Genomic DNA, 15,325 nt, shown 5'->3' with positions numbered 1-15,325 from the left:
GCAAAAAACACCTTAAGAAGGCTTGATTGAAGCAGTCTTCTTAAGGTGTTTTGCCGTCTGACTCGAGCGATTGTTGGTGATTTATTTCTTTTCCAAGTCTTTGAGGTAGACCTGGGCCAGGTCACGGTAACTTTCCTCTGGGTGCTGGCTAAAGTAAGTGACCCATTTTAAAAACCAGGTCTGGTTGGGATGGCGCCAGTAACGTTGGAGGAGCCTGTCTAAATCAGCCACACCATTGAGGTGGAGAAAGGCGGCGTTAGCCCGGTGGTAGCTGTCGATCGGGGGAGCGGGTAGGGGAAAGTGCCGTTTTTGTCCCAGGCCAAGAAAAGTCTCAAAGTCCTGGGCCAGTAAGAGTTTTTGCCCTGTGGCAAAATTTTGATAGTAAACTTTTGGTTCACTCCGGCTTCCCTTTAAGTCATCGGGGAAGGCCAAGTAAGCCACGGCGGCCTGGTCTTCATAGAAGATAATCTCCTGGTCGCCTAATTCCTGGGAAAATTGGAAGGCCTCTTGGTCCAAAAGGTTGGGTACCAGGTAGGGGCGGTTGACGGGCCTGGGGTAGAGACCGGCAATATAGGGAATGTAGACGGCATCTAGGGCGTCGGGGCTGGGTTTAGGACTCTTGAAATAGCCCTTAGAGCTATAGCCACCATTCACCTGGTTGACTAAATTGTGGTAGGCGATAGGGAGGTCATGGACCATGATCGCTCCTTTGATGGGGGTTTGAGAGAGATAAGTATAGTAATGTTTTTGGAAGGGGAGGGCGAGCAAGTGAATATTATGAGCGCCTTTCATAAAAAGATGTGTCACTCCTGTCTAAAGTTTGGTATCATTATATGGTACTGTGAGGAGGGAGCTGGTGGTTATGAATTATATTTATATTTTGCTTGATCCAACAAGTAATCATGTAACCAGTCGTGGTCTGGGGGTTTTGCACCTAAAAAAGGCCATGAAGAAGTTGCCCCGTAATTTAGTGCTCCTGTCTAGCCCTAAAGATATGGGCTCCTTTGATGATTATACACGTTTTGAACTGATTCGCGGAGAAAAAAGCGTTTCTGATTTCTTGATTGAACAGGAAAGCGTGGCTCATCCCCATGTCAAATGGATTGATTATGATTCTCAGGAGTTATTGCATCAGTTAGATCCCGGTGAAATTGCCGAAATGCTCTATTTGAGTCATGCCAACCGGCACTGGCATTCACCCTTCTTCTATAAATTGCAGAATAATTATGTCTGCCTACCCATGGAAAATCATCTGGTAAAGGTTTATTATCGCTATATCAATGAATTTTTCTATCAATTGGCACTTAGAATTAAAGCCTGTGTGGAAGATAGCGGGGTAGGTAAGCGGCCACTGTTTTTCTTAAGCAGCTCTTTAAGCACTAAGGAAATCCCCCTCCCCTCACTGGAAATAATAGAAGAATTACGACCCTTGCTTTATGAAGGGGCTATTTTTGATTTTTCTAAGGTGGATTGGGCCCGGCAAAGTGACCTAGTTATTCCGATTTATTTGGTAGAGGACCAAGTGGATGAAACCATCAATCGACTATCAGAGGCCAAGTTATTAGCCAAGCTGACCTATGATTCAGCTAAGGGTTGGTCGATTAAAGAACTTTCGAACGAAATATTTGGAGGCTAATTATGAAGATTGTCTTACTATACGGAGGACAAAGTGCTGAGCATGATATTTCTATTATGACGGCGCAATCAATTATTAAGCATATTAATTATCAAAAGCATACTTTGTTGCCTGTCTACATTACTCAGGCCAATCAATGGATTAAGGGGCCGGCGATTGACCAAGCTCCAGAAGCGGACCTTCCGCTCCGCTTTAACTCTGAATTGGACACTAATGACCCTGAACATGGCGACTTAGTCAGTCCTTGCCAAGTCTTTAACGGGGAAGAAGTCATTGCTTTTCCAGCCTTACACGGTCCCCACGGAGAAGATGGTAAGATTCAAGGCTTATTTGAAAGCTTGAATGTGCCTTATGTGGGCGCGGGTGTTCTCGCTAGTGCAGCGGGCATGGATAAAATTATTTCCAAACAGCTCTTCCAACAAGCGCAAATTCCCCAAGTGCCTTTTACCTCATTGACACATTTTGAATGGGACCAAGAACGGGCCAAAAGCCTCACCCGGATTGAAGGGGAATTGGTTTATCCCATCTTCGTCAAGCCCGCTAACCTCGGGTCCAGTGTGGGGATTTCCTGTGCCAATGACCGGGAAGAATTAATTCAAGCCATTGAGTTGGCCTTTAATTATGACCGGCGGGTAATTGTGGAACAAGGAGTAGAAGCCCGTGAGGTAGAAGTGGCCGTGCTCGGTAATGATGCCATTGAAACCTCAGTGGCCGGGGAAGTGGTCAAGTCTAAGAGTTTCTATAACTACGAGGAAAAATACATCAATAATACCGTAGAATTAGCCATTCCTGCTGACCTCCCTGGTGAGATTATGGATAAGATCCGTGCTTACGCTGCTAAGGCCTATGCGGCCATTGATTCTAGTGGCTTAACCCGGGTGGACTTCTTTGTCACCCATAATATGGATATTTACATCAATGAAGTCAACACCATGCCTGGCTTCACCCAATGGTCCATGTATCCATCCTTATGGGAAGCCACTGGTATTCCTTATGACCAATTGCTGGAAAGATTAATCCAATTAGGCTTAGAACGTTTTGAAACTTATAAAGGATTGAAAAATGAGCAGTGATCAGATGAAAGCATTAGCCATCAATGAGATTGTCAAAGCCGTTGGGGCCCTGGACTATGACTCAAGGTCCGCCCATGACTTGATTACATCGGTAGCCTTTAATTCTAAAGAAATAAAGCCAGGGGGCTTGTTTATCCCCCTCAAAGCGGCTCGGGATGGTCACGATTTTATCCAAGATGCCATCGACCATGGGGCCCAAGCCACCTTGTGGGCCAATGATCCCGCCGATGCGCCTAGCCAGATCCCGGTTATCCAGGTGGAAGATACCTTCACCGCCTTTGTTGATCTGGCCAAATATTATCTAGGTCTCATTGGGCCTAAGGTGATTGCCGTTACCGGTTCCGCTGGCAAGACCACGACTAAAGATATGACCGCGGCTACCTTATCAACCACCTTTAATGTCTATAAGACCCAGGGCAATTATAATAACCAGCTGGGTGTTCCCTTTACTATCCTCTCCATGCCGGAAGATACTGAAGTTTTGGTAGTCGAAATGGGGATGTCAGGACCTGGTGAAATTCGTTTCCTCGCCCAACTCTGTCCCATGGATGTTGCGGTGATTACTATGATCGGGGAGAGCCATATTGAATTTCTCGGCTCGCGGGAAAATATTGCCAAGGCCAAGCTAGAGATCCTAGAAGGCTTAAAGGAAGACGGCACCTTCATTTACCCAGGCGACGAGCCCCTGATTGACCAAGCGGTGGTCGAGATGCCGGAAATCAAAAAGATCCGGGTAGGACTGGATGACTCTGAGGATGTCTATGCCGAAAATATTGTCAATGAGCGCGAGCATACTCACTTTTATACCAACTTGTCCCCCAATGTGGAATTATCCATTCCCGTGAGTGGGGATTATAATGTGAAGAATGCCCTCATGGCCTGTGCGGTAGCTTATAGCCAAGGCTTAGCGGTGGAACAAATTAAGACACCCCTGAGTCAATTTAAGCTGACGGCTAACCGCAGTGAGTGGTTATTGGGTAAGGATGACATCCAAATTCTCAACGATACCTATAACGCCAACCCCAGTGCTATGCGGGCAGTTATCCGTAATTTCTCACAATTAGAACGTCCCGCTGTCACCAGCCATAAGGTATTGGTCTTAGGGGATATGTTAGAATTAGGTAAGTACAGCGCCAGCATGCATGCTAGCATTGCTGAGGAGATTGATAGCCCGCATATTGACGGGGTCTATCTCTATGGTCAGGAGATGCAAGCCTTGGCGAGAGCTCTAAAGGATAAGGGCTATCCCGAAGACAAAATTCATTACTATCCTGAAGATAAGGCCGCTTTAATTAAGGACTTATTAGACCAAGTTCACTCCCAAGACCAAATCCTGGTCAAAGCCAGCCACGGTATGGGACTGGCTGAAGTGGTTGCTGCCTTAAAAGCTTAAGGATAAAAAGCTTTAACCAGCAATTTTATGCAATTCGTGCTATACTAGAACAAGTGAATACACCAAGAACATAAGAGCTCGCCTTATGCAGGCGACTCTTTTTTAATAATAAGGAGGAATCTCTTCGTTAATGAAATTTGAAGAACTTAATTTAGATCCTAGACTGCTTCAAGCGGTTAAGAATATGGGCTTTGAAGAAGCCACCCCCATCCAAGCACAAACCATTCCCTACGCCTTAGAAGGACGGGATGTTTTAGGCCAAGCTCAAACCGGTACCGGAAAAACCGCTGCTTTTGGCCTCCCCCTCTTAGAAAAAATCGACCACCATACCGATCACATCCAAGCCTTGGTGATCGCCCCAACCCGGGAACTCGCCATCCAAAATGGCCAAGAACTTTATCGCCTGGGTAAGGAAAAAGGCGTTCGCACCGTTAATGTATACGGTGGGGCCAATATCCGTCGGCAAATCCACCAAATTAAAAAAGGCGCCCCTGTGGTAGTGGGAACGCCAGGCCGGTTAATTGATTTAATGAAACGCAAGGTCTTAAACCTAAACTTTATCGAAACCTTGGTTTTAGATGAAGCTGATGAGATGCTTAATATGGGCTTTATCGAAGACATTGAAACCATTATCCGCGCGACGCCGTCCAACCGGCAAACCTTGCTCTTTTCAGCCACCATGCCTAAGGAAATCCAACGCATTGGTGAGCATTTCATGCAAGATCCGGTAACGGTCAAAATCGAAGCCAAGGAAATGACCGCAGATACCATCGACCAGTACTTTACCAAGTGTCATGACCGGGAAAAATTTGATCTTTTGACTCGCTTCATTGATGTTAGCCATGCCAAACTGGCTATTGTCTTTGCTCGGACCAAACGCCGGGTCGATGAAGTCAGTCGCGGACTGATTGAACGCGGCTACCAGGCCGAAGGAATCCATGGGGACTTATCCCAGGAGAAACGCTCCAGTATTATGAAGGACTTTAAAGACGGCCGTTTGGAAATTTTAGTGGCTACTGATGTGGCGGCCCGTGGCTTAGACATTAGTAACGTAACCCATGTTTATAACTATGATATTCCCCAAGACCCTGAAAGCTATGTCCACCGGATCGGCCGGACGGGACGGGCAGGTAAGGGCGGTATGTCCATTACCTTTGTCTCAAATCATGAAATGGGTTACCTGCGTACTATTGAAAACTTAACCCATAAAAAAATGTCTCCTCTCCGTCCACCAACGGAAGAAGAAGCCTTCACTGGGCAAATCAAGCAATCTCTAGCTGCGGTGGAGGAACTCTTAGAAGAAGACCGTGATGACCAATATGAAGAAGTGGTGAACTACCTCAGCGAAAACTATACGGCTGAACAATTAGCCCTGGCTGTGGTTCGCTCACAAATGAAGGATAAAAATGATGTCAAGGTGTCCATCACGCCTGAGCGGCCTTTAGGGCGGAAACGTTCCGACAAAAACCGTGGCAAGTCCCACTCTAAGAACCGAGGCCAGCATAAGGGGAGAAATCACCACTCCAAGCCAAGACCTAAAAATAATAAGGGCCAAGGCAAGTCTAAGCACACTGGCAACAAAAAACGCAGCCAGGCTAAGAAAGGCAACAAGCCGGCTAAAAACCAATCCACTAAGCAATCATTTACCATTCGTTAAAGGACAGCCGACCATGATCAAAGGAATTGGTACCGACTTAGTTGACATCAAACGGATTGAAAAAGCGCAAAAACAGCGCCCTGATTTTGCCAATCGGGTATTAACAGCAAGTGAACGAGAGGCCATGGAAGCTAATAGCAGCTGGAAGCGTCAGATGGAATTCCTTTCGGGACGCTGGGCGGCTAAAGAGGCCTTTGCCAAGGCCTTGGGGACCGGCATTGGCCTATCCCTATCCTTCCAGGACCTGGAAATATTAAATGACCAAAAGGGCCGCCCCTGCCTGAATACCGCCGCCTATTCGGGCAAGATTTTTCTTTCGATCACCCATACCGATGACTATGCCCAAGCCTTTGTGGTCTTAGAAGAATAAAGAATGCTAGAACTACAGTCTCCGGCAGCATTTTGCCGATTGGCTGTAGTTTTTTGTTTATTCATTTTGCTTTTTTATTTATTATTTCTTTAATTACAATCTGATCTGTGCTAATTTTACTAGGAAGGAGGAAGGCTATGAATCTTTATATTTTACTGTTTATCTTTGGCATTAACTTAATTTACATTATGCTCAATACCATCCGTACCCTACTAGCCATGCGGGGCTACCGGTCCATTGCGCCCTTTATCGCCATGATTGAGGTAACCATTTATACCATCGGGCTCTCGGTGGTCATGAAATACCTGGATACCCCCATCTACCTGGTGGTCTATGCCCTAGGTTACGGGATTGGGATTTACCTGGGCATCCTCTTAGAGGATAAGATCGCTCTTGGCCACGCGGTGATTCAGATTTTTACCCAGTCGACGGATAATCATTTAGCCCAAAGTCTGCGCCAACAGGGTTATGGGGTGACCGTGCAGACCGGTTATGGTCGGGATGGTGACCGCTTAATCATGACGGTCTTAACTCCGCGGTCCAGAGAACAGCAAGTCTGCCGTACCATTGAAGCCATTGATCCCAAGGTCTTCTATATCTCTTATGATGCCAAGTATATCCACGGTGGCTTTTGGACCAAGCGTTTGCGGCCCAGTCTTCCCCATCCTAGAAAACCCATGAGGAAAAAAAGTAAAAGGCAGGGGGAGGATGAAAGCAAGGACAAGGGAGACTAAGCAATCAAAGCCACTTGCTAAGAACTTTCCTCGGACGAGGCCCGAGCTTGTGTGGGATTGGAAGAATAAAATAGTAGAAAGCATGTTTTCTGTTATATCTTAGTGAGCCCCTAGAGTCAAACTTGAAAAAGTTAAACGACTCTAGGGGTTTTCCTGTTTTCTTATGGCAATTGACAAGGAGGAAGACTCTGTATATAATCATTAAATTAATTTAAAAGTAATCAAAAATTCAGGCTCAGTGATGATTAGAAATCGATGATTAGTGGTCCAGGAAAGTGATTTCTGGTCAGTTTATTTAAACAAGCGAAAAGAGGGAATTGCTTATGGGAGGAAATAAAAAGTTAGCTTTAAGACAGGGTCTGCCTTTACTGGCAAATTACGGGGTCTCCTTAATTGGGGGATACCCTTTACTTATTTGCTATCAATTGGTTCCTCGTTTCTCAAACTCAAAATACGGCTTTATTAGGAAAAATAAATAGTATTAGCACTTCAATTTTATTGTTTTCCAATCTTCTAGTCGGCCCGCTTGTTGATCAACTGAATCGAAAAAAATTATTAATCTTTTCAGACTTAATGAGCTTTATAGCTTGCTTAGTCTGCTCTGTATTATATAAAGATTATCTTGCTGATCAATTGATATTAATTCTTACCAGTGCGATTTTGAGCCTTGCTTTGGCCATCAATTCCCCAGTCGCCAAGGTGTTCACGATTATACAAAAGCATAGCGACCAGGAGTTTTTAGGCCGAGTATTTTCATTGCTCTTTGTTTTCAGCTCTTTATTTTCACCTTTAGCTAATGTTGTATTTGGCAAGATCATTCCCCTCATCCAATGGCAGAGCTTTACTTTAGCTGGACTAGGGGTAGTTGTTGTTTCCTATAGCATCAAGAAGTTCTTTTTTGCGGGAGAATAAAGCCTTCTTTTTGAAGAAATAATTGTGTTACAATGGGGAGTGCGTTGTTCGAAACCATCCAACGTAAAAAAACTAGGAGGAAAAATACTATGCAAGAGAACAAAACCCGGCCCTTAGTGATTAATGCCCTAGTGGCGGCGATTTATGTGGTGATCTATTTTATCGCCCCTCAAATCGCCTATGGACCGATCCAATTTCGCTTATCTGAAGGGCTGAACCATTTGAATGCTTTTGACCGCCGCTATAAATGGGGTGTGGTGGCAGGTGTCTTCATTGCCAATTTCTATGGTTTTGCCAATGGTTTAGGTTGGTATGACCTGGTCTTTGGGACCTTCCATACCGTCATCAGTTTCTTAATCTGTGATTGGATCTATCCTAAGCTCCCTTCGGTTAAGGCTCGCTTAGGAGCAACGACAGTGATTTTCTCGTTGATGATTTTCATTGTGGCTTTTGAACTGAATCTAGCCTTCCAATTGCCTTTCTGGTACACTTACTTCACCTTAGTGGTCAGCGAGCTGATTGTTTTAGCGATCACAGCGCCACTAATGTACTGGATCGACCGTCAAGTCCACTTCCACGAAAAAATTGCTTAATATAATTGAATAAAGAATTTGTATTTGAAGCTAGGCTTTGTCCTAGCTTTTTTTATCCAGATTTTTAAATAGGATATATTCAAAGGGTATATAAAATCAATAAAGAAAATGAGACTAACTCTTGATGTCTTTTTCTAAAAAAGGGAATTTTTTCAAAAAAATTTGGGAAAAGACTTGCTTATTACCTAGCGTCATAAGCTAATCTACAGGCAGAAAGGAGGAAAAGCAATGCTTAATGATGAGAAGAAAGGAAGTGAACCTGTGGCAACTTATACAAGTGGTGAATTGGCTAAATTAGCGGGGGTGACTGTGAGAACGGTCCAGTACTACCACAAACGCGGTCTGGTTTTTCCAACCAGTATTTCTGAAGGGGGCCGCCGCTTATATTCCGAAGGCGACCTCAATCAAATGAAGACGATCTGTTTTTTGAAGGACCTGGGCTTTTCCTTAGACGATATCAAACAGGTCTTAGATGAGGACAATGCCCGGGACTTGATTGATTTATTAATCGACCAACAGATCCAAGCCTTGGAGCTTAAGCGCCAGCAAGAAGAAGTTCAGCTTGACCGACTTAGAGCCCTGCAAAAAAGCCTCCATTCATTTACTGATCTTTCCGCCACCGGTTTATCGAGCATTGCCAAAATGATGAATAAACGCAAACATGTTCAACAATTACATCTCTTTATCCTGTTAACGGCCCTGCCGATTAGCCTCTTAGCAGGTTTGGCGATTTTCTTACTCCTGACCCAGGGGAACTTTGCCTGGATGGCCCTTTATTTTATCCTGGCGATTCCTTATGGTTTGGGCATTAGCCGTTATTATTTCAAGCAGGTGGCCTATATTTGTCCGGAATGCCATGATGATTTTCAGCCGGACTTGAAGGCGGCCATCTTTGCTAAACATACCCCCTATACCCGGAAACTAACCTGTCCGCATTGCCACTACCATGGCTATTGCGTGGAAACTCTCGCTCAGAAAGAAGGAGACCATTATGAATAATGTGAGTGAATATTTACCCTTTTTAATTCCCGTTATCGTCTTACAAGTTGCTTTGTTAGTTTACACCCTCCACCATATCCTCACCCATAAGACCTATAAAAGAGGGGGGCGGACCTTCTGGTTGGTCGTGGTGGTCGTCTTTATGCAATTTGTTGGCCCTATTCTCTATCTACTATTTGGTAAGGAGGAGGACTGATGGCAATTTTGACCTTGGACCATGTGACCAAAAAATTCGGTGGTCATACCATCCTTGATAATTTATCCTTGACGGTTCCCCAGGGCAGTGTCTTTGGTTTTATCGGAAGAAACGGAGCGGGGAAGACCACGACCATGAAACTTATCCTAGGCTTAATGCCTGCCGACCAGGGGCAAATTTTTGTTAAAGGTGAGCGGGTCAGCTATGGCCAGACCCAAACCAACCGCTATATCGGCTACCTTCCGGACGTGCCGGCCTTTTATCCCTTTATGAATGGGGAAGAATACCTGCGCTTTTTAGGGCAAATTGCTGGTATGTCTGTCAGGGATGCCAAGAAAAGGAGCCAGGAACTTTTAGACCTGGTAGGCCTAGCCCAAGATAAGCAACGGATCAAGGGCTATTCGCGGGGAATGAAGCAGCGGCTAGGGATTGCTCAAGCCTTAATGGGACGGCCACAATTATTAATTTGTGACGAACCTACCTCCGCCTTGGATCCCTTGGGGCGGCGCGATATCTTAGCGATTCTCTCTAATATCCGTCAGGAAACCACGGTGCTTTTTTCCACCCATATCTTGTCAGACGTGGAAAAGGTCTGTAGCCATGTGGCCCTCTTAAACCAGGGGCAGATTGCCTTAGCTGGGCCGCTGGAAGCTTTGACCCATCAGGTGGGTGGACCCAGCTACCAGGTCGAACTGGATCAGGTTGAAGACCGCTTAAGCTTTCAGACGGCCTTTCCTAAGAGCCAACTCAACCAGGCAGGTAAGTTACGCTTTTCTAGCCAAGATTATCCCTTGAAAGTAGTCTTAGCCTGGTTGGCTGACCAAGATTTAGCGCTCAGGCAAGTGGAGCGGGTGGAGACGTCTTTAGATGATTTATTTCAAGAGGTGGTTCGATGAAGACATTAATGACTTTACTGAAGAAGGAGTTTTTAGCCCAGTGGCGGGGTGGCCAGCTCTTTATTTTAGTTCTGGTTTTCTTTGTCATTGGTTTAATGAATACCGCCTTGGCCTTGGCGACCCCCTGGATGCTGGAACAAATTGCTAACCAAGACAACGGTCTAGCCATCCAGGTCCAAGCGGTGGAAGTGACGGCTTCCATGGCCTGGGAGCAGTTTTTTAAGAACCTCCCCTTAGCCATGCTCTGCTTTGTCTTTTTAGAGAGTCAGCTTTTGACCAAGGAATATCAGACGGGGACCTTGATTCTGGTCTTGACCAAGGGTTTGAAACGGAGCCAATTCCTTCTCGCCAAATTTATCTTCTTGGTCACGCTTTGGACCGGGGCCTATAGCATTTGCTGGCTAACCACCTTAACTTATACCCAATATTATTTGGGCAATGTTAACCAGGACGATTTAACCCTTGCCCTCTTAGCCTGGTATGGCTTTGGGCTTTTGGTTGTCAGTCTTCTCCTCGTATCTTCCACCCTGGCAACTTCCTCTAGTGGGGTCCTAGTGACCTTATTTGCTAGTCTCTTAGTCTTTTATGTGCTGAGTGTCTTCCCACAAAGTAAGGATTATTCTCCGATCCTCTTAACGGAAGGCAAGGCCTTATTGGGAGAAGGTTTGGATTTTGAAGACTGCCGTCAAGCAATCTATACTACGGGAGGGCTGATCCTGGGCAGTCTCTGTCTCAGTTTCCCCCTCTTTAACCGCCGGCAATTGTAGCCAATCCTGTCTAGTGGTCCATTTAATTAGAAAGTGCTTTGCCCGGCTGGTCCGGGCTTTTTTATAGAAAGGCAAAATGAATCAGGGAAAAGCTAGCTTTTCCTATTATAATGCTTGAAGCAAAGTATAGACGGGTGAAAAAAATTATAATATACTAGACTAATATAAAGACATTTTTGAAGCAATGAAGGAGAAATGATATATGGAAGATCCGGGGGCCTCTTCGATCCTAGGACAAATAATTTTAATACTGGTATTAACCTTAATTAACGCTTTCTTAGCTGGGGCAGAAATGGCCTTTGTTTCTGTTAATCAAGGGAAGATCAATCAATTGGCTGAAGACGGCGACCGCCGCGCCATCAAAGTGGTCCAATTATTGGATAAGTCGGATGATTTTCTGTCGACTATTCAAGTGGGGATTACCTTTGCTGGGTTCTTATCCTCGGCATCGGCTGCCAATACCTTTGTGGGCTACATCTTGCCCTATTTAACCAATATTCCCGCTGCCGAAATTCTGGCTACAGCGATTGTTACGGTGATTTTGTCTTATATCTCCCTTGTCTTTGGGGAGCTCTTTCCTAAGCAAGTCGCCATCCAAATACCAGAGAAGTACTGCCTATTTTCGGCAGGAACAATATCATTCTTAAATAAAGTGTTCACCCCTTTCGTCTGGTTATTAACCGCCTCGACTGACGTCTTAAAGGCTATCGCACCGATCGACTTTACCCAAAGAGAAGAACGCTTGACTCGTTCTGAAATGCGGAAGTTAATTGAGAGTGGCCGCAATGACGGAATCATTGATATGGATGAATTTCGGATGATGCAAGGGGTGCTTTCTTTGGATTCCAAGCTAGCTAAGGGCGTGATGGTGCCGCGGACAGATACCTTTATGCTGGATATTGAAGATGACCGCGAGGAGAACTTGCAGCTCATTCTTCAGTCCCAATATTCCAGGATTCCGGTTTACCGGGATGACAAAGACGATATTCTAGGCATTGTTCATGCCAAGGACGTTTTACGGGAAGCTAACCGGGTAGGCTTTGAAAATATTCAAATGGAAAACATCATGCGCGAGCCCTACTTTGCACCGGAAACGGTCTTTATCGATGATTTGCTTTTAGAGTTTAAGCGTAACCACCTCCACATGGCCATCTTAAAAGATGAATACGGGGGAGTGGTCGGTTTAGTGACCTTGGAAGACTTGATTGAAGTCATTGTCGGGGACATAGAAGATGAGTACGATGAAATGTCCTTTAAATATAAGAAGGTTAGTGATGATACCTATATCATTGACGGAAGTATGCCGATTGATAAGTTTAATCAGCTGTTCAATGCCCATATCTATTCGGGCGACTCCGATACGATGGCCGGTATTATTATTGAACACCTGGGCCGCTTTCCCCAAGACACTATTAATGAAAGCATCCAAGTCGACGATTATCTCTTCACCACGACTGATGTAGATGATGGACGGATTCGTAAAATCAGAGTCCACTACCAACCTCGTGAAGAAGACGACAACGAATAAGAAAAAGCCTAAGTTGACCTTGAGCGCTTAAATACGCTGGCCACTTAGGCTTTTTTCTATTGAAGGGATGAATTATCTTGGGCTTTCTTCATAAAGCTTTCCTTATTAACTTTCACGCGGCGGTGGTCTAAACGACCAATTAATTGGCCTTGGCAATAGGCTTGCATTTGGAAATGATAATGACGATCATCGTGGTCAACCAATTCACAATGAATACGAATTTCTTCATTCAAGAGACTAGGAGCCAAATGCTCTAACTGGGCATAAGTTCCCACGGTCGTTTCGTCTTCCTCTAAGTGATCTTTCAAAAAACGTACGGCTGCATTTTCGAAATAACCTAAGAGCCAGGGGCTGGAAAGCACTTCTAAACTTCCCGAGCCGACTTGGTTAGCCAATTGGTGGGGTAAAACAGTAAAATAGGTATCCATAGTAATCCTCCTTGGGCGCATTATAAAAGTTTAAATTAATTATACCATAGCTGTTGACAATGTCTAAATAAGCTGGTAATCTATTAGAGTTGCTTGAGAGCGAATAGCTCCCCAGCAAAAAAATATTTCAGAAAGTTATTGACAAAATCTTCTGAATGATTATATAATATAGTTCCTGGCTGAGAGATTTGCCAACAAAAAAATTGAAATAAAAAATTTTTTTCAAAAAAGTTGTTGACAAACATTCAAAAGCTATGGTATACTAATTAAGTCGCTGTCACAGAAGGCAGTAAGATTAGACCTTTGAAAACTGAACAAAGAAGACGAACCAAATGTGTAGGGCATCAACATTTTGTTGATGAACCAACAATTCAAACAATAAGTCTAGACCAGACTATAACTAGTCAGCAAACAAATGAGCTATCAACGCTCATGATTCTTTCATGAGAGTTTGATCCTGGCTCAGGACGAACGCTGGCGGCGTGCCTAATACATGCAAGTCGAGCGAACCGACGAAGTGCTTGCACTTCTGACGTTAGCGGCGGACGGGTGAGTAACACGTAAGGAACCTACCGATAAGCGGGGGACAACATCCGGAAACGGGTGCTAATACCGCATAGGAAAGGTCACCGCATGGTGACCTTTGGAAAGACGGCTTTGCTGTCACTTATCGATGGCCTTGCGGTGCATTAGCTCGTTGGTGGGGTAACGGCCTACCAAGGCAATGATGCATAGCCGACCTGAGAGGGTAATCGGCCACATTGGGACTGAGACACGGCCCAAACTCCTACGGGAGGCAGCAGTAGGGAATCTTCCGCAATGGGCGCAAGCCTGACGGAGCAACGCCGCGTGAGTGAAGAAGGTTTTCGGATCGTAAAGCTCTGTTGTAAGAGAAGAACAAATTGGAGAGTAACTGCTCCAGTCTTGACGGTATCTTACCAGAAAGCCACGGCTAACTACGTGCCAGCAGCCGCGGTAATACGTAGGTGGCAAGCGTTGTCCGGATTTATTGGGCGTAAAGGGGGCGCAGGCGGTTTCTTAAGTCTGATGTGAAAGCCCACGGCTTAACCGTGGAAGTGCATTGGAAACTGGGGAACTTGAGTACAGAAGAGGAAAGTGGAACTCCATGTGTAGCGGTGGAATGCGTAGATATATGGAAGAACACCAGTGGCGAAGGCGACTTTCTGGTCTGTCACTGACGCTGAGGCCCGAAAGCGTGGGTAGCAAACAGGATTAGATACCCTGGTAGTCCACGCCGTAAACGATGAGTGCTAGGTGTTGGAGGGTTTCCACCCTTCAGTGCCGGAGTTAACGCATTAAGCACTCCGCCTGGGGAGTACGGCCGCAAGGCTGAAACTCAAAGGAATTGACGGGGACCCGCACAAGCGGTGGAGCATGTGGTTTAATTCGAAGCAACGCGAAGAACCTTACCAAGTCTTGACATCCTTTGACCACTCTAGAGATAGAGCTTTCCCTTCGGGGACAAAGTGACAGGTGGTGCATGGTTGTCGTCAGCTCGTGTCGTGAGATGTTGGGTTAAGTCCCGCAACGAGCGCAACCCTTATTGTTAGTTGCCAGCATTAAGTTGGGCACTCTAGCGAGACTGCCGGTGACAAACCGGAGGAAGGCGGGGATGACGTCAAATCATCATGCCCCTTATGACTTGGGCTACACACGTGCTACAATGGATGGTACAACGAGCAGCGACCTTGTGAAAGCAAGCGAATCTCTTAAAGCCATTCTCAGTTCGGATTGTAGTCTGCAACTCGACTACATGAAGCCGGAATCGCTAGTAATCGCGGATCAGCACGCCGCGGTGAATACGTTCCCGGGTCTTGTACACACCGCCCGTCACACCACGAGAGTTTGTAACACCTGAAGTCGGTGAGGTAACCTTTGGAGCCAGCCGCCGAAGGTGGGACAGATGATTGGGGTGAAGTCGTAACAAGGTAGCCGTAGGTGAACCTGCGGCTGGATCACCTCCTTTCTAAGGATATATTCGGAATACATATTTGAGTCTTCTTTGTTTAGTTTTGAGAGGTCTAACTCTCTATTGTTCTTTGAAAACTGAATACTATCATAACATTCCGCATTTCTATTTTTTGCGAGATAGAAATGTCAATAAACCAATTTTACCAAGCGT

At 45.4% G+C, this 15,325-nt stretch carries 15 protein-coding genes, 1 rRNA gene and 1 riboswitch; of the genes, 14 read left to right on the top strand and 2 right to left on the bottom strand.

Going from position 1 to position 15,325, the window contains the following annotated elements:
- Positions 1-81: 81 nt before the first annotated feature.
- Entirely contained in the window at positions 82-792 is a 711-nt protein-coding gene (locus AWM73_RS07225) for a hypothetical protein (RefSeq protein ID WP_060778717.1), read from the bottom strand.
- Positions 793-862: 70 nt separating this feature from the next.
- Here AWM73_RS07225 and AWM73_RS07220 point away from each other — a divergent pair, with 70 nt between their 5' ends.
- The 13 genes from AWM73_RS07220 to AWM73_RS07160 all read left to right on the top strand — a co-directional run bounded on the left by AWM73_RS07220 (position 863) and on the right by AWM73_RS07160 (position 12,754).
- Positions 863-1,636, top strand: coding sequence for a hypothetical protein (locus AWM73_RS07220; protein WP_060778716.1), 774 nt, complete (start codon positions 863-865; stop codon positions 1,634-1,636).
- 2 nt (positions 1,637-1,638) lie between these two features.
- Positions 1,639-2,709 carry a D-alanine--D-alanine ligase gene (locus tag AWM73_RS07215; protein WP_060778715.1) on the top strand — a complete coding sequence of 357 codons (1,071 nt, stop codon included), beginning with the start codon at positions 1,639-1,641 and terminating at the stop codon, positions 2,707-2,709.
- Positions 2,699-4,102: a UDP-N-acetylmuramoyl-tripeptide--D-alanyl-D-alanine ligase gene (locus AWM73_RS07210; protein WP_230080710.1), complete on the top strand. Its 1,404-nt coding sequence runs from the start codon at positions 2,699-2,701 to the stop codon at positions 4,100-4,102. The genes AWM73_RS07215 and AWM73_RS07210 overlap by 11 nt, the downstream gene beginning before the upstream one ends.
- A gap of 130 nt (positions 4,103-4,232) precedes the next feature.
- Entirely contained in the window at positions 4,233-5,759 is a 1,527-nt protein-coding gene (locus tag AWM73_RS07205) for a DEAD/DEAH box helicase (protein ID WP_060778714.1), read from the top strand.
- A 13-nt stretch (positions 5,760-5,772) separates the two neighbouring features.
- Positions 5,773-6,129 carry a holo-ACP synthase gene (gene acpS, locus AWM73_RS07200; RefSeq protein WP_060778713.1) on the top strand — a complete coding sequence of 119 codons (357 nt, stop codon included), beginning with the start codon at positions 5,773-5,775 and terminating at the stop codon, positions 6,127-6,129.
- Positions 6,130-6,266: 137 nt separating this feature from the next.
- Positions 6,267-6,863 (top strand): DUF2179 domain-containing protein, encoded by a 597-nt coding sequence (locus AWM73_RS07195; RefSeq protein WP_060778712.1) that lies wholly within the window; start codon positions 6,267-6,269, stop codon positions 6,861-6,863.
- Between the two features lie 393 nt (positions 6,864-7,256).
- On the top strand, positions 7,257-7,775 hold the full coding sequence (locus AWM73_RS07190; RefSeq protein WP_060778711.1) for an MFS transporter: 519 nt from the start codon (positions 7,257-7,259) through the stop codon (positions 7,773-7,775).
- A 37-nt stretch (positions 7,776-7,812) separates the two neighbouring features.
- A riboswitch (PreQ1 riboswitch) is annotated at positions 7,813-7,857 on the top strand.
- Between the two features lie 7 nt (positions 7,858-7,864).
- Positions 7,865-8,368 (top strand): QueT transporter family protein, encoded by a 504-nt coding sequence (locus AWM73_RS07185; RefSeq protein WP_060778710.1) that lies wholly within the window; start codon positions 7,865-7,867, stop codon positions 8,366-8,368.
- Between the two features lie 261 nt (positions 8,369-8,629).
- Positions 8,630-9,367: a MerR family transcriptional regulator gene (locus tag AWM73_RS07180; RefSeq protein ID WP_076340269.1), complete on the top strand. Its 738-nt coding sequence runs from the start codon at positions 8,630-8,632 to the stop codon at positions 9,365-9,367.
- Positions 9,360-9,563, top strand: coding sequence for a PLDc N-terminal domain-containing protein (locus tag AWM73_RS07175; protein WP_060778708.1), 204 nt, complete (start codon positions 9,360-9,362; stop codon positions 9,561-9,563). Before AWM73_RS07180 ends, AWM73_RS07175 begins: the two co-directional genes overlap by 8 nt.
- A complete protein-coding gene (locus AWM73_RS07170) occupies positions 9,563-10,459 on the top strand; it encodes an ABC transporter ATP-binding protein (RefSeq protein WP_060778707.1) in 897 nt (298 codons plus the stop codon). The genes AWM73_RS07175 and AWM73_RS07170 overlap by 1 nt, the downstream gene beginning before the upstream one ends.
- Positions 10,456-11,226, top strand: coding sequence for an ABC transporter permease subunit (locus AWM73_RS07165; RefSeq protein WP_060778706.1), 771 nt, complete (start codon positions 10,456-10,458; stop codon positions 11,224-11,226). The genes AWM73_RS07170 and AWM73_RS07165 overlap by 4 nt, the downstream gene beginning before the upstream one ends.
- Positions 11,227-11,428: 202 nt before the next feature.
- Positions 11,429-12,754: a hemolysin family protein gene (locus AWM73_RS07160; RefSeq protein ID WP_060778705.1), complete on the top strand. Its 1,326-nt coding sequence runs from the start codon at positions 11,429-11,431 to the stop codon at positions 12,752-12,754.
- A 56-nt stretch (positions 12,755-12,810) separates the two neighbouring features.
- Here AWM73_RS07160 and AWM73_RS07155 read toward each other — a convergent pair whose 3' ends face one another.
- Positions 12,811-13,182: a thioesterase family protein gene (locus tag AWM73_RS07155; protein ID WP_060778704.1), complete on the bottom strand. Its 372-nt coding sequence runs from the start codon at positions 13,180-13,182 to the stop codon at positions 12,811-12,813.
- Between the two features lie 439 nt (positions 13,183-13,621).
- On the opposite strand from AWM73_RS07155, the gene AWM73_RS07150 reads away from it, so the two are divergent.
- Positions 13,622-15,169 (top strand): 16S ribosomal RNA (locus tag AWM73_RS07150).
- The last annotated feature ends 156 nt before the right edge of the window (positions 15,170-15,325 follow it).

Source organism: Aerococcus urinae (assembly GCF_001543175.1).
GTDB classification, from domain to species: domain Bacteria; phylum Bacillota; class Bacilli; order Lactobacillales; family Aerococcaceae; genus Aerococcus; species Aerococcus urinae.
Note: the sequence above shows the minus strand (reverse complement) of the source record. Positions and strands in the feature narration are given on the sequence as shown.